The following is a 23,654-nucleotide window of genomic DNA, read 5'->3' as shown; positions in this document are numbered from 1 at the left end:
TACTTCTCCCGTTTTGGTTAATTGGTTGACTCTGTGTTGATGGCGCTCAGCGCGCTAATCAAGGCTTCCTTGAGCGTATTCTCTTGGGTTTCATTGAGTTGCAAGCCATCATTGGTTTGCAAAATAAAAAAGTCTTCGGCTCGCTCACCAATAGTGGTGATCTTGGCGGCCAGTAAGGTGGTGTTGCAGCGATAAAAAATATCGCCCACTTTAGCTAATAATCCCGGCGTATCCAAGGCGATGAGTTCCATCATACTTGTACCATGACGGTTACTCTCAAGGAAACTCACCTGAGTGGGAACATTAAAAGGTTTCATCTTGCGTGACAGCTTTCTAAAGCGCGGCAGCTTAGGATTATCGCTTGCAAGCGCCTTTTCAAGGGCCTTACGGATACTCTGAATACGTGAGAGCTGGCTCACGGGGGCGCCGTCTTGCTCGAGGATAACGAAGGTGTCGAGGGCGTAATTATCCTTCGATGTCATAATGTTAGCGTCGTGGACGTTGATGTTTTTATTATCGAGTACCGCCATCACAGTCGCGAATAGCTTAGGTCTATCCTGACAGTAGACAAAGAGTTCAGTGCCGCCGCGTGTCGTGTGTTTAGACACCAGCACCAACGGCTCATCTAGCTGTTTATGCTTAAGGATGGCTTCGGCATGCCAAGCAACCTGATTCGGCTGGTGTCGCAAAAAGTAGTCGGCCTTAAAGCGTTGCCAGAGAGTATCTAAGTCTTTTTCTTTTATGCCGCGCCGCAGTAATTCTTTTTTGGCCTTGGCTTGGTATTCACGCACTCGGGCCCGAATATCGACGGGTTTTTCTTTGCCGCGCGCAAGCACCCTTTGGGTGGAAAAATATAAGTCGCGTAGCAGTGAGCCCTTCCAGTTGTTCCAGGTCTTCTCGTTGGTGGCGCAGATATCAGCGACGGTTAAGCAGTATAAATAACTTAAATGCACCGCATCGCGTACTTTGCTGGCGAAGTCGGCCACCACATCGGGATCGGAAATATCGCGGCGCTGGGCAGTTACCGACATCACTAAGTGATTTTCGACTAACCAAGCGACTAAGCGGCCATCATGGTCGTTCAAACCATGGAGCTTACAGAAGGCGAGGGCATCGCTCGAGCCAAGTTTGCTGTGATCGCCGCCGCGTCCCTTGGCGATATCATGGAAAATTGCGCCAAGTACCAACAAACCTTTTTTCGGTAACTGATTGATAAGCACAGAGCCTAAAGGAAACTCTTCCTTCTGCTCAGGCTGAGAGAAGCGCTCGATATTGAGCAGCAATCTGTGGGTGTGTTCATCTACCGTGTAGGCGTGGAACAGGTCAAACTGCATTTGGCCTTCGATATTGCGCCATGCGGGCAAATAGGCCGACAGCACCCCGTGTTTGTGCATCAGCGATAAGGCCGCGATGCCACGAGGATGTTTTAAAATTTCCATAAAGGCTTGGCGGCACTGCGGATTTTCCTGCAAGGGTTGCAGCTGTGCCCGGCGTGCGCGTCTTAGCGATCTCAGTGTCGGCGCATAAATGCCTTTGATATTGGAGTTTTTAGCGACGTGGACAAAGAGGCGTACAATCTCTTCGCCGCTATCGAATAAATCGTCCCTTAAGGCCTCGATAAAAGCACCACGGCGTTGATAGTTATTGTCAATCGCTTGAATCTCTAAGGCCTTGGTTTGGCCCAGTGTCGCCCGCTTAAACAGCTGCAACAGCATTTCGTTCAGCTCCATCACGCGGCGCACCGTGCGATAGTAGCGTTTCATCATCTGCTCAACGGCGAGTTGGGTGGCGTCTTCATAACCCATGAGCTCGGCCACTTGGCGTTGGACATCGAACAGCAGACGATTTTCATCTCGACCGACCGCCATATGCAGGGCAAAGCGCAGCTTCCACAGAAAATGCTGACATTCGAGCAGTTCCTCCAATTCTGCGGGTTCTAAAAACTCGTATTGAACCAGTTCTTCTAGGCGTGAGGCGCCAAAGTGGCGCATAGCAACCCAGGCGATGGTTTGAATGTCCCTCAGGCCGCCGGGGCAACTCTTGATATTGGGCTCAAGGTCAAAGGCGCTCGCCTTGGCATGGCGGGCCGTTTGTTCATCACGTTTGGCGATAAAGAACTGGCTCGACGTCCAAAAGTCGCTCTGACGGATGGCGTCATAAAGCTGGTCGAACAGGGTTTCTGGGCCTGAGAGCAACCGAGCCTCGAGCAGGTTAGTGGCGATGGTGATGTCTTCTCGCCCCAGATTTAGAGTATCGCTGAGGGTGCGAACACTGTGGCCAATCTCAAGGCTGGCGTCCCATAAAAAGGCGATAAATTCGCTTAGCGCGGTTTCGGCCGCCTTTGATAACTCACCTTCCAACAGGAATAATAAATCGACATCCGAGTGTGGATGTAACTCGCCGCGACCATAGCCACCAACGGCAATCAGGGCGATGGGATATTGATCCAGACCGTGCTGTTGCCAGGCCTGTTTGACGAGGGAATCGACAAACTGACAGCGCTGCGTCACTAGCTCTTCAATCGGGGTTTTGGCCTTGAATCTTGCTAAAAGCGTTTGATTCTGTTCGATTAATGATTGTTTAGCTAGCAGAGCTGTATTCATCGAGTCCCTTGTTTGGATGAGTTAGGTGTTCAGTAATCCTCTGAGTCCTAACGTACTAAGTATGTCGCTTAGTGATTAATGATACGCGGGAAGTCTTCCTCGTCACGCAGAGTCAGGACTTCTACACCGGTTTCAGTCACTAATAATGTGTGTTCCCATTGGGCTGAATTTTTACCATCTGAGGTGGTTACAGTCCAATTATCATTGCGGTCTAACACTGTGGTGTGGCGACCAGCGTTGATCATCGGCTCAATGGTAAAACACATGCCTGGGCGTAAAATGGTGTTATCGCCATTACGGTAGTGCATAACCTGCGGCTCTTCATGGAAACCAGCACCAATACCGTGACCACAATAATCTTGCACGATGGAATATTTCTCAAGACCTGTTTTGCTGGCTTTGATGAATTTTTCGATAGTATTGCCGATTTCTCCCAGTTTTAACCCCGGGCGAACCTTACGAATGGCGAGGTATAAACTCTCTTGCGCGATGCGGCACAGGCGCTTGTCCTTAGGGCTGACTTCACCGATTAAGAACATTTTAGAGGTATCGCCGTGGTAACCGTCTTTGATGACTGTGATATCGATATTGAGAATATCGCCATCCTTGAGAACGCGGTCGCTAGGAATACCATGGCAAATCACGTTGTTTAGCGAAGTACAAATCGACTTAGGAAAACCATGGTAGTTGAGCGGGGCAGAAATCGCCCCTTGCTCTTCGGTATATTTGGCGCAGATATCGTTGAGTTCATTAGTGCTCACGCCGGCCTTAACATAGGGGGCGATCATTTCTAATACTTGTGCGGCCAGCTTACCCGCTGCGCGCATTTTCTCGATTTCTTCTGCTGTCTTAATGACTATACTCATTGCGTTTTCTCTTGTGTCTTCGATGTCTATTGGCGCTATCTACCCGATGCAAAAATTTGTGCTTTAGGGCTATTTATGGTATAAAGCGCGCCGTTATGTTTAAGTCTTGCAGGTTGTTTAAGGTTAGCTTTTGCTTATCTTAACCCAAGGCAAGACTAAAGATGGCGGCCATTATACATGGCAATTTATCTAAATACTAAATCACACACGTGTCGACACATTCTTCGGGGTGCCCTCAGCTGTTAACTGCGGGGTCGAAGACATGGGATACGTGGAGGTCTAACCCCCTAAATTTTAAGGTAATAGAAATGACTACAGTTTCAATGCGCGATATGCTCCAGGCCGGTGTCCACTTCGGTCACCAAACCCGTTACTGGAACCCAAAAATGAAGCCATTCATTTTCGGTGCTCGCAACGGCGTTCACATCATCAACCTAGAGCATACTGTGCCAATGTTCAATGAAGCACTGGCTTTCATCAGCAACGTTGCTTCAAAGAAAGGTAAAGTATTATTCGTTGGTACTAAACGTGCTGCTGGCGAAGCGATCAAAGAAGCTGCTATTTCTTGCGATCAGTACTACGTTGATCACCGCTGGTTAGGCGGTATGCTGACTAACTGGAAAACCGTTCGTCAGTCAATCAAACGTCTGAAAGAACTGGAAAGCCAATCAGTAGACGGTACTTTCGACAAGCTGACCAAGAAAGAAGCGCTGATGCGTACTCGTGAGCTTGAAAAGCTGGAAAAATCTTTAGGCGGTATTAAGAACATGGGCGGCCTGCCAGACGTATTATTCGTTATCGGCGCTGACCACGAGCATATCGCTATTAAAGAAGCTAACAACCTGGGTATCCCTGTTGTTGCAGTTGTTGATACTAACTCTGCTCCAGACGGTGTTAACTACATCGTTCCTGGTAACGACGACGCAATGCGCGCTATTCGCCTGTACACTACTTCTGTTGCTGCAGCTGCTAACGCTGGCCGTGGTCAAGATTTAGCTGTTCAAGCTGAGCAAGACGGTTTCGTAGAAGCCGAATAATAATAAGGCGGGATGAGTCTCATCACCCTTATTAACCAAGATTTTGATTGGTTAACAGGGGCCATTCGGCCCCTGTTTTATATCTGCAAATTAGTCGAATTTTTAGAGAGGATTTAACAATGGCAATTTCTGCTGCCCAAGTTAAAGAACTGCGCGAGCGTACTGGCGCAGGCATGATGGATTGTAAAAAAGCGTTAGAAGAAACCAACGGCGACATGGAGTTAGCAATTGACAACATGCGTAAGTCTGGTGCTGCTAAAGCTGCTAAGAAAGCAGGTAACATCGCTGCTGACGGTACTATCCTGATCAAAAACGGTGAAGGTTTCGCAGTACTGTTAGAAGTAAACTGCCAAACTGACTTCGTTGCTAAAGATGCGAACTTCTTAGGTTTTGCTAACGCTGTTTTAGACGTTGCTGCAGCGTCTAAAGTGTCTTTAGAAGACTTAAAAGCCCAATTCGAAGAAGCCCGTGTTGCTCTGGTTGCTAAAATCGGTGAAAACATCAACGTTCGTCGCGTTGAGTACATCGACGGCACTCAATTAGCATCTTACCGTCATGGTGAGCGTATTGGTGTTGTAGTAACGGGTGAAGCGGATGAGGAAACTCTGAAGCACCTAGCAATGCACGTTGCTGCTTCTAAGCCTGAATACGTTAACCCAGAAGACGTTCCAGCTGACGTAGTCGCTCGTGAACAAGCTCTGCAAATCGAAATCTCTATGAATGAAGGCAAGCCTGCTGAAATCGCAGAGAAAATGGTTGTTGGTCGTATGAAGAAGTTCACCGGTGAGATCTCTCTGACTGGCCAAGCTTACATCATGGAACCAAAGAAAACTGTTGGCGAATTCTTGAAAGAGAAAGGCGCTAAAGTCACTAACTTCATTCGTTTAGAAGTGGGTGAAGGTATTGAGAAGAAAGAAGAAGATTTCGCAGCTGAAGTTGCTGCTCAAATCGCCGCTTCTAAAAAGGCTTAATCGCCAACGCTAAATACCCCCAAGACCGCAGCAATGGCTGCGGTCTTGTTATGACCAGGATATAAAAATTATGAGCACCAATCCAAAACCTGCATTTAGACGCATTCTTCTAAAATTAAGTGGCGAAGCACTGATGGGCGACGAAGGCTTCGGCATCGACCCTAAAGTGTTAGATCGCATGGCTCAAGAAGTGAAAGAGCTGGTAGAGTTAGGCATTCAGGTGGGTGTGGTCATTGGTGGTGGTAATCTATTTCGCGGTGAAGGCCTAGCAAAAGCTGGCATGAACCGTGTGGTGGGCGATCACATGGGTATGCTGGCAACGGTTATGAACGGCTTGGCCATGCGTGATGCCCTGCACCGTGCCTATGTTAATGCTCGTCTGATGTCGGCAATCCCGTTAAAAGGGGTGTGTGACGACTACAATTGGGCTGAGGCTATCAGCTTATTAAAATCAGGCCGTGTAGTGATTTTTGCTGCGGGTACTGGTAACCCATTCTGCACTACCGATTCTGCTGCTTGCTTACGCGGCATTGAAATCGAAGCAGAAGTCGTGCTAAAAGGCACTAAAGTTGACGGCGTTTATTCTGACGACCCGATGAAAAATCCAGAAGCCGTGAAGTACGATGAATTATCGTACACTGAAGTACTGGACAAAGAATTAAAAGTAATGGACTTAGCAGCCTTTACGATGGCGCGTGATCATGACATGCCAATCCTAGTATTCAACATGAACAAACCAGGTGCACTGCGCCGCGTGGTCATGGGTGAAGAAGAAGGCACATTGATCAAAGCGAAATAAGTTATTTAATGACCAAGAAGGACATTTAACGTGATTGCAGATATTAAAAAAGATGCTCAAGAGCGCATGGGTAAATGCGTAGAAGCGACTAAGAACCAAATGGCGAAAGTACGAACTGGTCGTGCACACCCAAGCTTACTGGACTCTATCCAAGTGTCTTACTACGGCACTATGACTCCACTCAATCAAGTGGCAAACGTGGGTGTTGAAGATGCGCGCACCCTGTCTGTGACTGTGTTCGACCGTAGTGCAATCCAAGCGGTTGAGAAAGCGATTATGAGCTCTGACCTTGGCTTAAACCCAATGTCAGCGGGCGCAACCTTACGTATTCCATTACCCGCACTGACTGAAGAACGTCGTAAAGACTTCATCAAAGTGGTTCGTGCAGAAGCCGAAGGCGGCCGTGTGGCGATTCGTAACGTACGTCGTGACGCGATTTCTGAAGTGAAAAAGCTCGAAAAAGCCAAAGAATGTACTGAAGATGATGTTCGCCGCTTTGAAGACGAAGTGCAAAAGTTCACCGATGCTCACATTAAGAAGGTCGATGAGATTTTAGCGGCCAAAGAAATTGAGTTGATGGAAGTCTAATCTCAGGCGCTATAAGCTAGAGTTGCTACGCCGTGTAGGGGTATACTACACGGCGTTTGTCTATTTTAAAGGGTTGTAATAGATGTCATCCACAGTGGAATTTGATCCGCAATCTAGGTCGACTGAGCAGGATGCTTGTGCTCAGACAAGCTTACCGGAGGTATTACCCGAACTCGTTAAACAGTCATTACCTAAACATGTTGCGATTATTATGGATGGTAATGGACGTTGGGCCCAAACCCAGGGCAAACCACGAGTGATGGGGCATAAAGCCGGCGTAAAGGCGGTGAGACGTGCGGTGAGTGCGGCCAGTCAGTTAGGGATACAATCGCTGACGCTATTTGCGTTTTCCAGCGAGAATTGGCGTAGACCCGATAAAGAAGTCAGCTTGCTGATGGAATTATTTTTTACCGTGTTACAACGGGAAATTAAGTTACTCGATAAGAACCAAGTCAGATTGAATATCATCGGCGATATCAGCCGTTTTTCTGCGCGTTTACAAAAACAAATTCGTGCAGCAGAAGAAAAAACCGCAGGCAACAGTGGATTGATATTGAATGTAGCGGCCAATTACGGTGGCCGTTGGGACATACTGCAAGCTGCGCAAAAGTTAGCTGAAAAGGTGGAAAATGGCGAAATGACCAGCAGTCAGTTCACCGAAGAAGCCCTTAGTGAACATTTGTGCATGCAAAATCAGAGTGAAGTTGATTTAATGATCCGTACGGGTGGGGATTACCGGATCAGCAATTTTGTGCTCTGGCAGGCTGCCTATGCTGAATTGGTGTTTATGGACACCCTTTGGCCTGATTTCGATGAACAGGCTTTTCATGAAGCGATTGCCACTTTTGCCAGTCGCCAGCGCCGTTTTGGTTTGACCGGAAGTCAAATTGATGAGATGCGCGCATTGTAAAACGTCATGAGGGATTTTTTTTGCTAAAACAACGTATAATAACAGCAATTTGGTTAATTCCATTAGTTTTGGGAGCGATCTTTTTACTCCCCGTCGAGTACTTTGCTTGGGCCTTAGTGGCCGTGTTTCTGATCGCCGCTAAGGAGTGGGGCAGGATCATCGATAGTCAATGTGATGTCACTCAATGGAGTTTTACTTGCACCGTCGGTATTTTACTTATCGCGTTGAATTTAATTGTTCCCGCCGACACCATTTGGCTTAGGGGACAAATTCATCCCATCTATCTTGCCGTGATGGCCATTGGTGCACTGTGGTGGATAGTGTCACTGCTGTTGGTGGTGACTTACCCTAAGAGCGCCAAACTCTGGCAAAAGAACCCGATGCTAAAGTCCATGTTTGGACAACTCACCTTAGTGCCTTGTTTTGTGGCGCTGATTGCTCTCAAATCCATTAGCTCGCAAATATCGCCTTACTATGGTGGGTCATTGGTATTACTGGTGATGCTGATTGTTTGGGCGGCGGACTCGGGCGCGTATTTTGTCGGTAAAGCGGTCGGCAAGACCAAGCTGATGCCTGCGGTGAGCCCCGCTAAAACCTTAGAAGGGTTACTGGGCGGCCTGATGACGACACTGATTGTAGTCGCTGGCGTGATGTATATTTCGCCTGAGCAGGAATTAGGTTTAGTGGTCGCGGTCACCCTTTTTGTGGCGCTGATATCGGCGCTTGGCGATTTATCCGAGAGTATGTTTAAGCGTGCCGCCTGTATCAAAGACTCGGGCACCATTCTGCCTGGGCATGGTGGCGTACTCGATCGCATCGACAGCCTCACTGCGGCCTTGCCGGTGTTTACCTTAATCTATATTGCATTCTGGATGTAACGCTATGCAAAATATTGTGATTTTGGGCGCAACCGGGTCGATTGGTGCCAGCACTTTAAGTGTGATTTCGGCTAATCCCGATGCCTATCGAGTTTACGCTTTAGTGGCGAATGCGAGTGTCGATAAGATGCTCGCCCTGTGTTTGACCTATCGCCCCCAAGTCGCCCATATGGTTGATAGTCAGGCCGCATTAGCGTTACAAGCTAAGCTTCCCCCTGAGCTTAATATCCAAGTCAGTAGCGGTGAGGATGAACTCATCGCCCTAGTCACAGCCACCGAGGTGGATACTGTGATGGCCGCTATCGTCGGCGCAGCGGGGCTAGTGCCCACCTTAGCTGCCGTCAAGGCGGGTAAGCGGGTATTGCTCGCCAATAAAGAAGCCTTGGTGATGTCCGGTGAACTCTTTATAGAGGCCACTAAAGCATCGGGCGCCACACTGTTGCCGGTCGATAGTGAGCACAATGCGATTTTCCAATGCTTACCCGAAGAGGTGCAGTCCAATTTAGGCCGCTGTGACTTAGCTGCATCGGGTATTTACCATATTTTACTGACAGGCTCTGGCGGCCCCTTTTTAACCACTGAGCTTGCCAGCCTTGCGGCTATGACGCCTGCGCAGGCCTGTAAACATCCAAACTGGTCGATGGGGCCGAAAATTTCAGTCGACTCCGCCACTATGATGAATAAGGGCTTGGAGTTTATTGAAGCGCGTTGGTTGTTTAATACCCAGAAAGACCAATTAAAGGTGGTTATCCATCCGCAGAGTGTTATCCATTCGATGGTGCAATACCGAGATGGTAGCGTGATCGCGCAAATGGGCAACCCGGATATGCGTACACCGATTGCACATTGTATGTCCTATCCACAAAGAATTCGCTCAGGTGTTGAACCTTTAGATTTTTTCAAAGTCGGACAGTTAAGCTTTTGTGAGCCAGACTTTAATCGCTTTCCTTGTTTGGCGTTAGCGATCGCCGCTTGTGCCCAAGGCCAAGAAGCAACTACGGTACTCAATGCCGCCAATGAAATCGCCGTCGAGGCATTTTTACAGGGACAGATTGGTTTTACCCATATTGCTAAGATGAATGAAGCCTGTTTATCCTCTGTGCCTAAACGTGCGATGACCAGCATCGATGATATTATCGCCCTCGATGCACAAACGCGGATTTATGCCCGTGAGCAGTTAGCAAAATTTGCTTAATCCCTCATTGGGTGAAGTTTAAGCGGATTTGACGACGACATAAGGAGTGGAATGTTAGATTTTTTGTGGAACTTAGGTTCGTTTATCGTTGCGCTTGGGCTGCTTATTACCGCTCACGAATACGGCCATTTCTATGTTGCACGCCGCTGTGGCGTGAAGGTTGAACGTTTCTCGATTGGTTTTGGTAAGGCGATTTGGCGCAAAGTGGGTCAAGATGGCACTGAGTACGTCATCGCCATGATCCCGTTAGGCGGCTATGTCAAAATGCTCGATGAGCGAGTAGAAGATGTACCCGATGAGTTAAAGGACCAAGCCTTTAACCGTAAAACGGTATGGCAACGGATTGCGATTGTGGCCGCAGGGCCGATTGCAAACTTTATCTTTGCGATTATCGCACTGTATTTTATGTACTTAATTGGCGTGCCATCGCTCAAGCCTGTGATTACCTCAACCACACCTGGCACGGCAGCGGCGCAAATCCAAGTGAATGAGCCAATGCAAGTGACGGCGATTTCAGGCCAGCCAGTACGCAATTGGGAAGAAGTGAATTTAGCGCTAGTTGGCCATATCGGCGATGACAGCTTAACCGTCTCCCTCGCGCCGCTAAATGGCTTGCAGGGCTTAGACACCGCAGCTCGCACTTACACCCTTGATACCCGCGAGTGGCGTTTCGACCCAGAAAAAGAGTCGCCAATTACAGCGTTGGGTCTGGGCGTGTATCGCCCTGCGATTGAGCCACAAATTGCGCTCATCAGCGAAGGCAGTGCGGCGGCTAAGAGTGACCTGAAGGTCGGTGATACCTTGGTTGCCATCAATGGCCAAAATTACACCGATTGGCAAGCTTTTGTTGACATTATTCAACATTCTGCCAATGTGCCTGTGGAGTTAACAGTGCGCCGTAATGGCGAGCAGTTTGCCATCTCCGTGACACCTGCAAGTGTTAAAAATAGTGATGGCAAAGAGGTAGGCGTGCTCGGGGTAAGCCCAGCTCAGGCACAGTGGCCTGAGAATATGCGCCTGCAACTCGAATATGGCCCAATCGAATCTTTTGCTATCGCAGCCGATAAAACATGGCAACTTGTTGCTGTGAGCTTTAAGATGATTGGCAAATTATTTACTGGCGATGTGTCAGTGAAAAACTTAAGTGGACCTATCTCAATCGCACAGGGTGCGGGCAATAGTGCAAACTATGGCTTGGTTTACTTTCTCGGTTTCCTCGCGCTTATCAGTGTCAATTTAGGCATCATTAACCTGCTGCCATTGCCTGTGCTCGATGGGGGACACCTGCTGTATTACTTCGTTGAGGTAATCACTGGTAAACCTGTGTCTGAAAAGGTGCAGGAAATAGGATTCAGATTTGGGGCAGCATTGCTGCTGATGTTGATGAGCATCGCGCTCTTCAATGACTTTGCCCGACTCTGAGCAAGGACAGACTAATAATTAGAAGTGCTCTATGAGATTGAATAAACTTTTTGCCTCGATGTTATTCGTCGGTGCGTCGTTTTCAGGGACTGTGTTGGCGGATACTTTCCAACCCTTTGAAGTGACCGACATCCAAGTTGAAGGTTTGCAGCGAGTCGCACTGGGTGCTGCCTTGTTAAGCTTACCAGTGAAAGTGGGTGACACTGTTGACCAGTTAAAAATTCAACAAGCCATTAAAAGCCTGTACGCATCGACTAACTTTGAGAACATCTCAGTCAGTCATGATGGCGGTGTGTTGATTGTCAAAGTCACTGAGCGACCAACGATCAGTGCCGTGACCTTTGAAGGCAACAAAGACATTAAAGATGAGCAGTTACAGGAAAGTCTGGACGGCTCAGGCGTGAAAGTCGGTGAGTCCTTAGACCGTACTATGCTGACGGGCATCGAGAAGGGATTACAAGACTTCTACTACGGTGTAGGTAAATACGGCGCCAAAGTGGAAGCGCAGGTGATTAATTTACCCCGTAACCGTGTCGAACTCAAATTCAAGTTCACTGAAGGTTTAGCGGCTGAAATTCGCCAAATTAACGTGGTTGGCAACAAAGAGTTCACTGATGCCGAGCTTATCGGCATGTTAGAGCTTAAAGACTACGTGGCCTGGTGGGATCTGTTCGGTGAGCGTCGTTACCAGAAGCAAAAGTTGCAAGCCGACCTTGAAACCATTAAAACCTATTACCACAACAAGGGTTATATCCGCTTTGAAGTCACCTCGACTCAAGTGGCGATGACGCCTGACCGTAAAGGTTTGTATATCACCATCAACGTCAACGAAGGTGAGAAGTACAAGGTTAAAGACGTTAACCTCACTGGCGACTTAATGGGCCGTGAAGAGTTAATGAAATCGATTCTGCCAATTAAGGCGGGCGATATGTACAACGGTGGTGATGTGACCTTCACCGAAGAGATGTACAGCAAGTACTTAGGCCGTTTCGGTTACGCCTACCCTGAAGTGAAAACCTACCCTGAAATTGATGATAAAACCAAGGAAGTGACCTTAAACATCAATATCAAACCGGGTAAACGTGTATATGTTCGCTCTATCAACTTTACGGGCAACACAGTTACTAAAGATGAAGTGATGCGCCGCGAGCTGCGTCAGATGGAAGGTGCTTGGTTAAACTCAGCGCAGGTTGAGCAATCTAAAGCCCGTCTAAACCGCTTAGGCTTCTTCGAGACCGTTGATACCGAAACCATTCAAGTGCCAGGTACCGATGATTTAGTCGACGTGGCTGTTAAGGTCAAAGAGCAACCATCGGGCTCATTTAACGCCGGTGTGGGTTATGGTACTGAATCGGGTTTAAGTCTGCAGTTTGGTGTGCAGCAAAATAACTTCCTCGGTACGGGTAACCAAGCGGGCGTGAGTTTAAGCACCAACAAGTATTCTAAGAACGTTAACTTGTCTTACACCGATCCTTATTGGACCAAAGATGGAGTGAGCTTAGGTGGTAGCGTTTACTGGAACGAGTTCGATGCGAATGAGGCTAACCTTGAACGCTATAAAAACAGCTCCTACGGTGTGGCGTTAAACTCAGGCTTCCCGATTAACGAATACAACCGTATCAACGGTGGTATTGGCTATCGTCATAACACGATTTCAGAAATCTCAGCCTACGAACAGGCACTGCGTTTCTACAATATCTACCGTGACGATGATCCGAATGCCGATTTAAGCTTCGATAACTTCGAGCTGAGCTTAGGCTGGTACCGCAGCACCTTAAACCGTGGCACCTTCCCAACGGACGGTTCGTCACAGCGTTTAAGCGGTAAGATGACAGTACCAGGCTCGGATCTGCAGTACTTTAAGACGGATTTCGACACTAACTATTATTTCCCTATCACCCGCAGTCACAGTTTTGTGCTGTTAGCACGTGGTCGTTTAGGTTATGGCAACGGCTATGGTCAATTTAATGATAATGACCAAATTCTGCCATTCTGGGAAAACTACTATTCAGGTGGAAGTAGTTCACTGCGTGGCTTTAAGTCTAACTCGGTTGGTCCGCGTTCATTTTACCTGTTCCGCGGTAGTGAACCTTGTTCTCCAGACCCATCGGGTGACGGTTGTAGCTTACCTGGTGATCCAAACCGCATCCAAGTTAACACTGGCCGTTCAATCGGTGGTAACGCCATTGCAACGGCCAGTATGGAGCTGATTGTGCCAACGCCATTCTTGGATGAGGCTTACACGAATTCTGTTCGTACCAGCTTCTTCGTCGATGCGGGTAACGTATGGGATACTGAGTTCGATTTTGCTAAGTATCAAACGCTGCCAGCGGAAGAGTTTGATAAGTTGCAGGACTACAGCGACCCGGGTCGTATCAGGGCATCTTGGGGGGTAAGCTTACAGTGGCTGTCTCCTATGGGGCCAATGGTATTCAGCTTGGCATGGCCGATTAAAGAATACGAAGGCGATCAAACAGAGATCTTCTCGTTCAATATTGGCAAAACTTTTTAAAAGGCATACACTCGGCAGGTTTTGCTGAATATAACAAAGGTAACAAGGAGTCTATTTTGAACAAGATGGTAAACCGTGCCCTGGTGACGTTGGCTTTATTAGGTGCACCTTTAGCGGCGCAGGCAGAAAATATTGCTGTTGTTGATATGGGCGCTGTGTTTGAACAGTTACCTCAACGTGAGCAAATCACTCAATCTCTCAAATCTGAGTTTGGTGATCGCATGTCTGAAGTTCAGAAAATGCAAGAAGAAATGCGCTCTCTGATGGAGAAGCAGCAACGTGATGGCGCGTTAATGAATGACACGCAAAAAACTGAGCTGGTTCGCAAGATGGAAGCGTTAAAATCTGAATATCAGTTGAAAGGTAAAGCATTGGATGAAGACTTACGTCGTCGCCAAGGTGAAGAGCAAAACAAACTGTTAGTTAAGGTGCAAAAAGCTATTAACACTATCGCTGAAAAAGAAAAATACGATTTAGTTTTACAGCGTGGTGCTGTCATTTATGTTAAGCCAAATGCTGACATCAGTGGCAAAGTGGTTGAAGCCTTAAGCAAAGGCAAGTAATTGATGAAAAGTGTGACTTTAAAAGAGCTAAGCCTGTTATTAGACGGCGTTGTTCAGGGCGATGAAACGTTAGTGATCAACAGCGTTGCGACACTTGAACATGCCCAATCGGGTCAAATCTCTTTTTTAGCCAACAGCAAATACCGTGCTCAGCTTGAGTCAACTCAAGCGAGCGCGGTGTTATTGTCGGCTAAAGACGCGCAGGACTACTCAGGCACTGCGTTAGTCGTAAAAGATCCCTATGTGGGGTTTGCCCGTGTGGCACAGTTTTTAGATACCACGCCCAAAGCGGCTGTGGGTATCCATCCTTCGGCGCAAATTGACCCTTCTGCCCAGTTAGGTGAAGGGGTGGCAATTGGTGCTAATGTGGTGATCGGCGCGAACGTGATCCTCGGCGAAAACGTGCAGATTGGTGCGGGTTCTGTGATTGGTCAAGATTCCATCGTAGGCTCTAACACTCGTCTGTGGGCCAATGTGACCCTCTATCATAATGTTCATTTAGGTCAAGATTGTATTATCCATTCCGGCGCCATTATTGGCTCCGACGGTTTCGGTTACGCCAATGAGCGTGGTCAGTGGATTAAAATTCCACAAACCGGTGGTGTCCGTATTGGCGATCGCGTTGAAATCGGTGCGAACTCAACCATCGACCGCGGTGCTTTAGGTCATACCGAGATCCACAACGGTGTGATCATCGACAACCAAGTACAGGTTGCCCATAACGATATTATTGGTGAAAATACCGCGATCGCTGGCAGCACGACCATTGCTGGCAGTGTCACTATTGGTAAACACTGTATTATTGGTGGTAACTGCGCGATTGCGGGCCACTTGAGCATTGCCGACGGTGTCCATCTTTCTGGCGCGACAAACATTACAGGTAACATGCGTGAACCTGGTTTGTATTCTTCTGCGACAGTGGCAATGGAAAACAAAGTGTGGCGTAAAAATACAGTTCGCTTCCGTCAATTGGATGAACTGTTTCAACGCGTTAAAACGTTGGAAAAGAATTCAAATACACCAGAGTAATTGCCCCAAGGCAATTTTGAGGAACTAGGTTCGTGTCTAATCAAATGAACACTATGGATATTACGGAGATCCTTAAGTATCTACCCCATAGATATCCATTTTTATTAATCGATCGCGTTTTGGATTTCACCCCAGGTGAGAGTCTCCATGCGATTAAAAACGTGACGATTAATGAGCCCTTTTTCCAGGGGCATTTCCCTGTTCAGCCTGTTATGCCAGGCGTGCTGATTTTAGAAGCTATGGCACAGGCCACTGGATTGCTCGCATTTAAAACAATGAGCGATGACGTGCCGCCTCCAGGTGTGTTGTACTATTTTGCTGGTATCGATAACGCGCGTTTTAGACGTGTGGTTGAACCCGGCGACCAAATCCATTTTGAAGTCAAAATGATTAAAGAGCGCCGCGGGATTGGCGTTTTCTATGGTGAGGCCAAAGTGGATGGTGAAGTGGTTTGTTCCGCTGAAATCATGTGTGCCCGCAGAGAGATTAATCAGTGATAGATACATTAGCGTTTGTGCATCCCGATGCAAAAATTGGTAAAAACGTCACCATAGGTCCATGGAGTTATGTGGGCGCGGGTGTCGAGATTGGTGATGATTGTTGGTTAAGTTCCCACGTAGTGGTGAAGGGCCCAACCATTATCGGTAAAGGCAACCGTATTTTCCAATTCGCCTCCGTGGGTGAAGAATGCCAAGACAAGAAATACGCTGGCGAGCCGACTCGACTCATTATTGGCGATAACAACGTTATCCGTGAGCATGTGACCATTCACCGTGGTACGGTTCAAGACAATAGCGAAACCCGTATCGGCTCAAACAACCTGTTTATGAACTATGCGCATATCGCCCATGACTGTGTGGTTGGTAATAACGTGATTATGGCCAACAATGCGTCTATCGCAGGCCATGTGCATGTGGGGGACTGGGCGATTCTCGGTGGTATGACTGGCGTTCACCAATTTGTGCATATCGGGGCCCATGCCTTTACTGCGGGTTGTTCGTTACTGCTACAGGATGTGCCACCCTTTGTGATGGCGGCGGGACAACCTGCCATTCCCCGTGGTTTAAACAGCGAAGGCATGAAACGCCGTGGTTTCTCAAAGGAGAGCCAATTAGCGGTGCGTCGTGCCTATAAAACCTTATATCGCAGCAGTTTAACTGTTGACGAAGCGGTTGAAGCGCTTGCCGAGGATGCGCAGAACGATGAACAAGTTAAGTCGTTCATTGAGTTTGTTAAATCATCGGGTCGCGGCATTATTCGTTAAGAGTCTTAGACTCTACACTATGCCATTCATAGGCACTGCTCGTAATATTCTGCTTTAGATAATGCCATGGCAGAGATGCGCTGCGGTGCCATTCACTTGTCAGATATGATTGGTTTATGAGCAAAAAATCTCAATTAGTGTTTGCAATGGTCGCCGGAGAACTCTCCGGCGATATTTTAGGTGCAGGTTTAATGGCTGCACTGCAAAAAACACACCCCAACGCCCGTTTTGTTGGTATTGGTGGACCTCGTATGGAAGCCTTAGGCTTCGAATCCCTGTTCGCGATGGAAGAATTAGCCGTGATGGGGATAGTCGAAGTGCTATCACGCTTGCCACGCTTACTCCATGTGCGCTCATCCCTGATTAAGTCCATCACCGAACTTAAGCCCGATTGCTTTATCGGTATCGATGCACCGGATTTTAATATCGGTCTTGAGCTTAAGTTAAAGGCGCAGGGGATTAAAACCGTCCATTATGTGAGCCCTTCGGTATGGGCATGGCGCCCTAAGCGTATTTTTAAAATCGCTAAGGCCACCAATATGGTGTTGTCGTTATTACCCTTTGAGAAGGCCTTTTACGATAAGCATCAGGTGCCTTGCACCTTTGTTGGCCATACCTTGGCTGATGATATACCGTTAGAGAGTGATAAGGCGAGCGCCCGTCAGTTGCTTGAGCTCGATCCTGAGGCCGAATATCTTGCGATTTTACCCGGATCACGTGGCGGCGAATTAAAGCAATTGGCCGAGCCTTTTGTGAAGGCCGCGCTACTTATCAAACAGCAATTTCCTGATATTCGCTTTGTGACGCCTTTAGTGAATCAAAAGCGTCGTGAGCAGTTTGAGCAAGCGTTAAAAGACTATGCACCGGATCTGGAAATCCATATGGTGGAAGGTAAGTCCCGTGAAGTGATGGCCGCCGCCGATGGCATTTTGCTAGCCTCGGGCACGGCAACGCTTGAGGCCATGCTGATCAAACGTCCTATGGTGGTGGCGTATCGTGTGAGTCCAATGACCTACCGTATTGCTAAGCGTATGATGCAGGTGAAGCGTTTCTCCTTGCCGAATCTGTTAGCGGGGCGAGATGTAGTGCCAGAGCTTATTCAGCATGATTGTACGCCCGAGAAGATTGCCGAAGCCGTTGGCATTGAATTAAACCGCGATTTTGCGCCAATCAAAGCCGAGTTTGAGCGTTTACACCAAATACTGCGCTGTGATGCCAGCCAAAAAGCGGCCGAGGCGGTGTTAGCACTCGTTGATGCCAAGGATGTGAACTAATGGCGGTATTTAAGACGTTAACCGACGCCGATATCGCCACCTTCTCTACAGGTTTAGTGGCGGGCGTGGATGAAGTTGGCCGTGGCCCGCTGGTGGGGGATGTGGTCACCGCAGCGGTGATCCTAGACCCCAATCGTCCCATTGCTGGCTTAAATGATTCTAAAAAACTCAGCGAGAAGCGCCGCGAGGCCCTGTTCGATGAAATTTGTGAAAAAGCCTTAAGCTATCATGTGGGGCGGGCAACCCCTGCGGAAATTGATGAACTCAATATTCTGCACGCGACCATGCTTGCCATGCAGCGCGCGGTAGCCGGGCTTGTACTTACGCCTGAGTTGGTCTTAGTTGATGGTAATCGCAGCCCGGCGTTTACGCACCAGGGACTGTCTCTGATGAGTCATAGCATAGTCAAAGGTGATGGCCTGATTGCGAGTATCAGTGCGGCGTCGATTATTGCCAAAGTCACCCGCGATCGGGAGATGGATGCCCTCGATGCCGCTTATCCCCAGTATGGATTTGCCAAGCATAAGGGGTATCCGACTAAGGCGCATTTTGACGCCATCGCCGAGCACGGTGTGTTCGACCAATATCGTAAAAGTTTCAAACCCGTCAAGGCATTACTGGAGCGTTAACACCGATTGAGTGTTTTCACTTCAGCTTGAGAGCAAAGTCACTAGCCCAAGGGCTGTGACTTTGTTAGTCTGCTTTTTTAGTGATTGTTAACCTGCTATTCAAAGATAATTCTAATTATGTCCGATCCTCGTTTTGTGCATCTTCGTGTCCACAGTGACTTCTCTATGTCCGATGGTGTGGCTAAGGTCAAACCCATCCTCGCCCAAGTTGAGGCGAAGGGCATGGCTGCGGTGGCCTTAACGGATCAAAACAACCTCTGCGGTCTGGTTAAGTTTTATGGCGGCTGTCACGGGGCGGGGATTAAGCCGATTATCGGTGCGGATTTTTGGATGCAAGTGCCGGGATTTGATGGCGAGTTTTGTGCTTTAACCATTATCGCAATGAATAATGAGGGTTATCAAAACCTCACCCAAATCATCAGCCAAGCCTATTTACGTGGCCATGTTCAAGGGCGCGTGGTGATTGACCAAGAGTGGCTTGTCACCTACAACGAAGGCATTTTGCTGCTGTCTGGCGGTCGAGAAGGAGACGTGGGTAAGGCGCTGCTTAAGGGCAACAATACCCAAGTAGAATCCTTATGCGAGTTTTATCAGCAGCATTTTGAGGGCCGTTATTACCTCGAGTTATTGCGCACGGGGCGCCCTGATGAGGAGCGTTACCTGCACATGGCGGTGGGACTGGCACAGGAAAAGGGTATTCCTGTGGTGGCTACCAATCAGGTGGTGTTTTTAAAACCCGAAGACTTTGAGGCCCATGAGATCCGCGTTGCGATTCACGATGGTTTTACGCTCGCCGATCCCCGCCGTCCTAAAAAATACAGCGAGCAGCAGTACCTTCGCAGTGAAGAGGAAATGTGCGAGCTGTTTGCCGATATTCCCGCCGCGCTCGAAAATACCGTTGAAATCGCCAAGCGCTGCAACGTAACCATTCGCTTAAACGAGTACTTTTTACCGAATTTCCCTACTGGTGATATGTCGATTGAGGATTATTTGGTTGATCGCTCAAAGAAGGGGCTCGAAGAGCGTTTAGCATTCTTATTCCCCGATCCACAAGTGCGTGCTGAGCGCCGCGGTGAATATGACGAGCGTCTCGACGTTGAGCTCAAGGTTATCAACCAGATGGGCTTCCCCGGTTACTTCCTTATCGTAATGGAGTTTATCCAATGGGGTAAGGATAATGGTATCCCCGTGGGGCCAGGACGTGGTTCGGGTGCAGGATCGCTTGTGGCCTATGCCCTTAAGATTACCGACTTAGATCCCCTCGAGTTCGATCTGCTGTTCGAACGTTTCTTGAACCCAGAACGGGTGTCGATGCCCGACTTCGACGTTGACTTCTGTATGGATAGACGCGATGAGGTGATTGATCACGTGGCCGAACTCTACGGCCGTGAAGCAGTATCGCAAATTATTACCTTTGGTACCATGGCGGCCAAGGCGGTTATCCGTGACGTAGGCCGTGTGCTCGGCCATCCCTATGGCTTTGTGGACCGCATTTCAAAACTTATTCCGCCAGAGCCTGGCATGACGCTCGCCAAGGCCTTTGAGGTCGAGCCTGCGTTGCAGGAGTCCTACGATGCCGATGAGGATGTGAAAGATCTTATCGACATGTGCCGCAAACTCGAGGGGGTGACCCGTAACGCCGGTAAGCACGCGGGGGGCGTGGTGATTGCGCCCACCAAGATCACCGACTTCTCGCCGCTTTACTGCGACGCCGAAGGGAAAAACCCGGTAACCCAGTTCGATAAGAACGACGTGGAAACCGCTGGCTTAGTAAAATTCGACTTCTTAGGGTTAAGAACCCTCACCATCGTCGACTGGGCGCTGGAAATGATCAACAAGGTGGAGGTTAAAAACGGCCGTCCACCGGTGAGGATTGAGGCTATTCCCCTAGATGACCCAGCGTCGTTCCGCTTGCTGCAACGCTATGAAACCACCGCGGTATTCCAGCTTGAATCCCGCGGTATGAAGGATTTGATTAAGCGTCTGCAACCCGACTGCTTCGAAGATATGATTGCACTCGTTGCACTGTTCCGCCCTGGCCCGCTGCAATCGGGCATGGTGGATAACTTTATCGAGCGTAAGCATGGCCGTGAGGAGGTTTCTTATCCCGACTCGCAGTACCAGCACGAATCTCTAAAAGGATTATTGTCCCCCACCTACGGCATTATTTTGTACCAAGAGCAGGTGATGCAGATTGCGCAGGTACTATCGGGTTATACCTTAGGCGGCGCGGACATGCTTCGCCGCGCTATGGGTAAGAAAAAGCCTGAGGAGATGGCCAAACAGCGCGGTACCTTTAAAGAAGGAGCGATTAAGAACGGCGTCGATGGCGAGTTGGCGATGAAAATCTTCGACTTAGTGGAAAAGTTTGCGGGCTACGGCTTTAACAAATCTCACTCCGCCGCGTACGCCCTTGTGTCCTATCAAACTCTGTGGCTCAAGACTCACTTCCCGTCGCAGTTTATGGCCGCGGTAATGTCCGCCGATATGGACAACACAGACAAAATCGTCACCCTAGTGGATGAGTGTGAGCGCATGGGACTCACCATTATTCCGCCGGATGTAAACAAAGGTCTGTTTAAGTTTACCGTCGATGATGATCTGCGTATCGTCTACGGTATCGGCGCCATCAAAGGTGTGGGTGAGGGGCCAGTTGAGTCGATTTTAGAGGCGCGTAAGGACGGCCCCTTTAAAGACTTATTCGACTTTTGCGCCCGTATCGATCTTAAAAAGCTTAACAAGCGGGTGATTGAAAAGCTTATCTGTGCTGGCGCCTTAGATGCGCTTGGGCCGCACCGCGCCTCTATGATGGCCACTTTGCCCGAGGCGATAAGCGCCGCCGATCAGCACGCTAAGGCCGAGGCCATTGGCCAGCATGATATGTTTGGTCTGCTTAATAGCGACCCTGAGGACAGCAAGCAGCAGTTTGTCGAATGTACCCCGTGGCCGGATAAAATTTGGCTCGAAGGGGAGCGTGAGACCTTAGGTCTATATTTAACTGGTCACCCGATTAATCAATATCTTAAAGAGCTTAAGCATTACACTTCTGGGCGCTTAAAGGACGTGCACCCAACCGACCGCGGCAAAACGGTGAAGGCGGCGGGTCTTGTGGTGGCAACCCGGGTGATGCTCACTAAGCGTGGCTCAAAAATGGGCCTGCTGACCTTAGATGATAAGAGTGCACGCCTCGAGGTGATGCTCTTTACCGAAGCCTTTGAGAAGTTTAACCATTTGCTCGAGAAGGACAGGATCCTGATCTGCGAAGGTGAAGTAAGCTTCGATGATTTTGCCGGTGGCAACCGCATGACGGCGCGTAACATTATCGATATCAGCGAGGCGCGTAGCCACTTTGCCAGCGCCTTAGAAATCGATTTAGACGCCTCGCAGCTAACGCCTAGCGTGCTCGAAAGTATCGAGCAGTCGATAAGCCCATGGCGAAATGGTGCCGTACCCGTGGTGATTAACTACAGTCAAGCGCAGGCCAAGGGCCAATTTAGGTTGGCGGAAAATTGGCGAGTCAACCCAACCGATGAATTGGTGTTTGCCCTTGAGAGCCTGCTTGGGCCAAATAAGGTGCGGATTTTGTTCCCCTAATCGATGAGCTGACAAAGGCTTAGGGTTGGCAGGGAATAATTGAGCATCAGCGAGTGATGGATTTTATAGGGTAAATGCAATGGTGGCGGTGGAACTGGGTGCCCATATAGCGCGATTTTTAGCGAGCTTACCGCTGCAAACGGGGAGCAAGTTAGTCCTTGCTTACAGCGGCGGCGTCGACTCCGAAGTGCTCGCCTACGGTTTGAGTGAATTCGCCAAACATCACCCCGAGTTTCATTATCAGCTGATTTATGTGCACCATGGCTTGAGCCCTAATGCCGATGCTTGGGCCGAGCACTGCCAAACTCGTGCCGCCAGCTATGGTTTGCCAATCACGGTGGAACGAGTGCAACTTACCCTAGGGCCGAGAGTGAGTGTTGAGGCCGAGGCGCGAAAAATGCGTTATCAGGCGATATTGCAGCACCTTAAGCCTCAGGATGTGCTGCTGACCGCCCACCATGTAGACGACCAGCTCGAGACGATTCTACTCGCCCTCAAACGTGGTCAGGGCCCTAAAGGATTAGCCGCCATGGGGCCTATCCAAATGCTCCCACTCGGCGAGAAGGGAACTTGCCTGCAAGCGCGTCCCTTGCTCGATATTAGCCGTGAGCAGATTGAAGCTTTCGCTCAAACACGGCAGTTAGTGCATATTGAAGATGAAAGTAATCAAGATGATAAATACGATCGTAACTTTTTACGCCTCGAGATTATCCCACGTCTAAAAGCACGTTGGCCCAGTATCGCCACCACCGCAAGTCGCAGCGCCCAGCTTTGCGCCGAGCAGCAGGCCATAGTGGATGCCGAGGTGAGTGAGCGTTTACCTAAGCTGTTAACCGAGGCGCCCTTTACCCTGCAAACCGTGCTTAAGCTTGATGAGCTCTCTACGCAAACCAGCGAATGGCAAGGATTACTGCTGCGGGGCTTTATCGAATCCCAAGGCTTTGGATTGCCTTCCTATGTGCAGCTACAGCAAATTCTGCAGCAGTTAATGGGGGCAAAAGAAGATGCTAAAGTACAGATCCAGATTGGTGACTGTGTGCTGCGCCGCTTTGCAGGCATGCTTTATCTGGATAATGTAAACACCGCATCCGCCGCGCCACGCATCACTGCGCGCGAACTGCATCAAGATATTCTGGCTTTACTGACTCAAGCATCAACAAGGCTTGAAGATAAAATTGCGCCATTTACCTTGGCTACCGCAGGCCCTCGGCTGCGTTTACCCAAGGCGAGTGAGGTGGTGAGCCTGCGTTATCAGTTACCGGGTCAATTTCGCTGCCAGCCGCATTTTCGTGATAAGGGTCGCGAGCTTAAAAAACTCTGGCAAGAATGCGCTGTGCCGCCATGGTTACGTGCTGATGTAGGGTTCTTGTTCTATAACGAGCGTTTAGTGATGGCTCTCGGTCTGTGGGTCGAAAAGGCATTTTGTGCCCAAGGAGATGATGTCGGGCTTACATTTGATGGGCATACAATCGGATAGCAAAGTGTATTTGCCGTGCTTTATCGAAAGTGAGCAGCATCCA

The 23,654-nt window shown here is 48.9% G+C and carries 19 protein-coding genes; 17 read left to right on the top strand and 2 right to left on the bottom strand.

The window, feature by feature from the left end:
* Positions 1 to 17: 17 nt before the first annotated feature.
* Both glnD and map read right to left on the bottom strand, forming a co-directional pair.
* A complete protein-coding gene (gene glnD / locus EYR25_RS13525; protein WP_133180723.1) occupies positions 18 to 2,603 on the bottom strand; it encodes a bifunctional uridylyltransferase/uridylyl-removing protein GlnD in 2,586 nt (861 codons plus the stop codon).
* 68 nt (positions 2,604 to 2,671) lie between these two features.
* Complete coding sequence (gene map, locus EYR25_RS13520; RefSeq protein ID WP_023267383.1) at positions 2,672 to 3,469, bottom strand: type I methionyl aminopeptidase; 798 nt, start codon at positions 3,467 to 3,469, stop codon at positions 2,672 to 2,674.
* Positions 3,470 to 3,777: 308 nt separating this feature from the next.
* Between map and rpsB the strand changes: the two genes are divergently transcribed.
* From rpsB to tilS, 17 genes are all read left to right on the top strand, one after another.
* The gene (gene rpsB / locus EYR25_RS13515; protein ID WP_011071784.1) at positions 3,778 to 4,506 is read left to right on the top strand and encodes a 30S ribosomal protein S2; all 729 of its coding nucleotides are present in this window, start codon (positions 3,778 to 3,780) and stop codon (positions 4,504 to 4,506) included.
* A gap of 119 nt (positions 4,507 to 4,625) precedes the next feature.
* On the top strand, positions 4,626 to 5,477 hold the full coding sequence (gene tsf, locus EYR25_RS13510; RefSeq protein WP_011623392.1) for a translation elongation factor Ts: 852 nt from the start codon (positions 4,626 to 4,628) through the stop codon (positions 5,475 to 5,477).
* A 70-nt stretch (positions 5,478 to 5,547) separates the two neighbouring features.
* The gene (pyrH, locus tag EYR25_RS13505; RefSeq protein WP_011717690.1) at positions 5,548 to 6,276 is read left to right on the top strand and encodes a UMP kinase; all 729 of its coding nucleotides are present in this window, start codon (positions 5,548 to 5,550) and stop codon (positions 6,274 to 6,276) included.
* A gap of 30 nt (positions 6,277 to 6,306) precedes the next feature.
* On the top strand, positions 6,307 to 6,864 hold the full coding sequence (frr, locus tag EYR25_RS13500) for a ribosome recycling factor (RefSeq protein WP_023267385.1): 558 nt from the start codon (positions 6,307 to 6,309) through the stop codon (positions 6,862 to 6,864).
* 82 nt (positions 6,865 to 6,946) lie between these two features.
* A complete protein-coding gene (gene uppS / locus EYR25_RS13495; RefSeq protein ID WP_011623389.1) occupies positions 6,947 to 7,774 on the top strand; it encodes a polyprenyl diphosphate synthase in 828 nt (275 codons plus the stop codon).
* A gap of 20 nt (positions 7,775 to 7,794) precedes the next feature.
* Complete coding sequence (locus tag EYR25_RS13490; protein WP_133180721.1) at positions 7,795 to 8,652, top strand: phosphatidate cytidylyltransferase; 858 nt, start codon at positions 7,795 to 7,797, stop codon at positions 8,650 to 8,652.
* A 4-nt stretch (positions 8,653 to 8,656) separates the two neighbouring features.
* The gene (gene ispC, locus EYR25_RS13485; RefSeq protein WP_133180719.1) at positions 8,657 to 9,847 is read left to right on the top strand and encodes a 1-deoxy-D-xylulose-5-phosphate reductoisomerase; all 1,191 of its coding nucleotides are present in this window, start codon (positions 8,657 to 8,659) and stop codon (positions 9,845 to 9,847) included.
* Between the two features lie 51 nt (positions 9,848 to 9,898).
* Positions 9,899 to 11,269, top strand: a complete 1,371-nt coding sequence (rseP, locus tag EYR25_RS13480; RefSeq protein ID WP_133180717.1) for a sigma E protease regulator RseP — start codon at positions 9,899 to 9,901, stop codon at positions 11,267 to 11,269.
* A 31-nt stretch (positions 11,270 to 11,300) separates the two neighbouring features.
* Positions 11,301 to 13,781: an outer membrane protein assembly factor BamA gene (bamA, locus tag EYR25_RS13475; RefSeq protein ID WP_133180715.1), complete on the top strand. Its 2,481-nt coding sequence runs from the start codon at positions 11,301 to 11,303 to the stop codon at positions 13,779 to 13,781.
* A gap of 65 nt (positions 13,782 to 13,846) precedes the next feature.
* The gene (locus tag EYR25_RS13470; protein ID WP_023267391.1) at positions 13,847 to 14,344 is read left to right on the top strand and encodes an OmpH family outer membrane protein; all 498 of its coding nucleotides are present in this window, start codon (positions 13,847 to 13,849) and stop codon (positions 14,342 to 14,344) included.
* A gap of 3 nt (positions 14,345 to 14,347) precedes the next feature.
* On the top strand, positions 14,348 to 15,373 hold the full coding sequence (gene lpxD / locus EYR25_RS13465) for a UDP-3-O-(3-hydroxymyristoyl)glucosamine N-acyltransferase (protein WP_133180713.1): 1,026 nt from the start codon (positions 14,348 to 14,350) through the stop codon (positions 15,371 to 15,373).
* 32 nt (positions 15,374 to 15,405) lie between these two features.
* Positions 15,406 to 15,870 (top strand): 3-hydroxyacyl-ACP dehydratase FabZ, encoded by a 465-nt coding sequence (gene fabZ, locus EYR25_RS13460; protein WP_039978282.1) that lies wholly within the window; start codon positions 15,406 to 15,408, stop codon positions 15,868 to 15,870.
* On the top strand, positions 15,867 to 16,637 hold the full coding sequence (gene lpxA, locus EYR25_RS13455) for an acyl-ACP--UDP-N-acetylglucosamine O-acyltransferase (protein WP_133180711.1): 771 nt from the start codon (positions 15,867 to 15,869) through the stop codon (positions 16,635 to 16,637). The genes fabZ and lpxA overlap by 4 nt, the downstream gene beginning before the upstream one ends.
* 116 nt (positions 16,638 to 16,753) lie before the next feature.
* Complete coding sequence (gene lpxB / locus EYR25_RS13450; protein WP_133180709.1) at positions 16,754 to 17,911, top strand: lipid-A-disaccharide synthase; 1,158 nt, start codon at positions 16,754 to 16,756, stop codon at positions 17,909 to 17,911.
* Positions 17,911 to 18,540: a ribonuclease HII gene (gene rnhB / locus EYR25_RS13445; RefSeq protein WP_023267396.1), complete on the top strand. Its 630-nt coding sequence runs from the start codon at positions 17,911 to 17,913 to the stop codon at positions 18,538 to 18,540. Before lpxB ends, rnhB begins: the two co-directional genes overlap by 1 nt.
* Before the next feature lie 117 nt (positions 18,541 to 18,657).
* Positions 18,658 to 22,134: a DNA polymerase III subunit alpha gene (gene dnaE, locus EYR25_RS13440; protein ID WP_133180706.1), complete on the top strand. Its 3,477-nt coding sequence runs from the start codon at positions 18,658 to 18,660 to the stop codon at positions 22,132 to 22,134.
* 79 nt (positions 22,135 to 22,213) lie between these two features.
* A complete protein-coding gene (gene tilS, locus EYR25_RS13435; RefSeq protein ID WP_133180704.1) occupies positions 22,214 to 23,611 on the top strand; it encodes a tRNA lysidine(34) synthetase TilS in 1,398 nt (465 codons plus the stop codon).
* Positions 23,612 to 23,654: the final 43 nt, after the last annotated feature.

It is taken from the genome of Shewanella decolorationis (assembly GCF_004354305.1).
In the GTDB taxonomy this organism is placed as follows: Bacteria; Pseudomonadota; Gammaproteobacteria; order Enterobacterales; family Shewanellaceae; genus Shewanella; species Shewanella decolorationis.
The sequence above is the reverse complement of the archived record's forward strand: the minus strand, read 5'-3'. Positions and strand labels throughout refer to the sequence as shown.

Coding starts and splice junctions, on each gene's coding strand:
- glnD (WP_133180723.1), bottom strand. CDS start 2,603: ATGAATACAGCTCTGCTAGCTAAACAATCATTAATCGAACAGAATCAA.
- map (WP_023267383.1), bottom strand. CDS start 3,469: ATGAGTATAGTCATTAAGACAGCAGAAGAAATCGAGAAAATGCGCGCA.
- rpsB (WP_011071784.1), top strand. CDS start 3,778: ATGACTACAGTTTCAATGCGCGATATGCTCCAGGCCGGTGTCCACTTC.
- tsf (WP_011623392.1), top strand. CDS start 4,626: ATGGCAATTTCTGCTGCCCAAGTTAAAGAACTGCGCGAGCGTACTGGC.
- pyrH (WP_011717690.1), top strand. CDS start 5,548: ATGAGCACCAATCCAAAACCTGCATTTAGACGCATTCTTCTAAAATTA.
- uppS (WP_011623389.1), top strand. CDS start 6,947: ATGTCATCCACAGTGGAATTTGATCCGCAATCTAGGTCGACTGAGCAG.
- ispC (WP_133180719.1), top strand. CDS start 8,657: ATGCAAAATATTGTGATTTTGGGCGCAACCGGGTCGATTGGTGCCAGC.
- rseP (WP_133180717.1), top strand. CDS start 9,899: ATGTTAGATTTTTTGTGGAACTTAGGTTCGTTTATCGTTGCGCTTGGG.
- bamA (WP_133180715.1), top strand. CDS start 11,301: ATGAGATTGAATAAACTTTTTGCCTCGATGTTATTCGTCGGTGCGTCG.
- EYR25_RS13470 (WP_023267391.1), top strand. CDS start 13,847: ATGGTAAACCGTGCCCTGGTGACGTTGGCTTTATTAGGTGCACCTTTA.
- lpxD (WP_133180713.1), top strand. CDS start 14,348: ATGAAAAGTGTGACTTTAAAAGAGCTAAGCCTGTTATTAGACGGCGTT.
- lpxB (WP_133180709.1), top strand. CDS start 16,754: ATGAGCAAAAAATCTCAATTAGTGTTTGCAATGGTCGCCGGAGAACTC.
- rnhB (WP_023267396.1), top strand. CDS start 17,911: ATGGCGGTATTTAAGACGTTAACCGACGCCGATATCGCCACCTTCTCT.
- dnaE (WP_133180706.1), top strand. CDS start 18,658: ATGTCCGATCCTCGTTTTGTGCATCTTCGTGTCCACAGTGACTTCTCT.
- tilS (WP_133180704.1), top strand. CDS start 22,214: ATGGTGGCGGTGGAACTGGGTGCCCATATAGCGCGATTTTTAGCGAGC.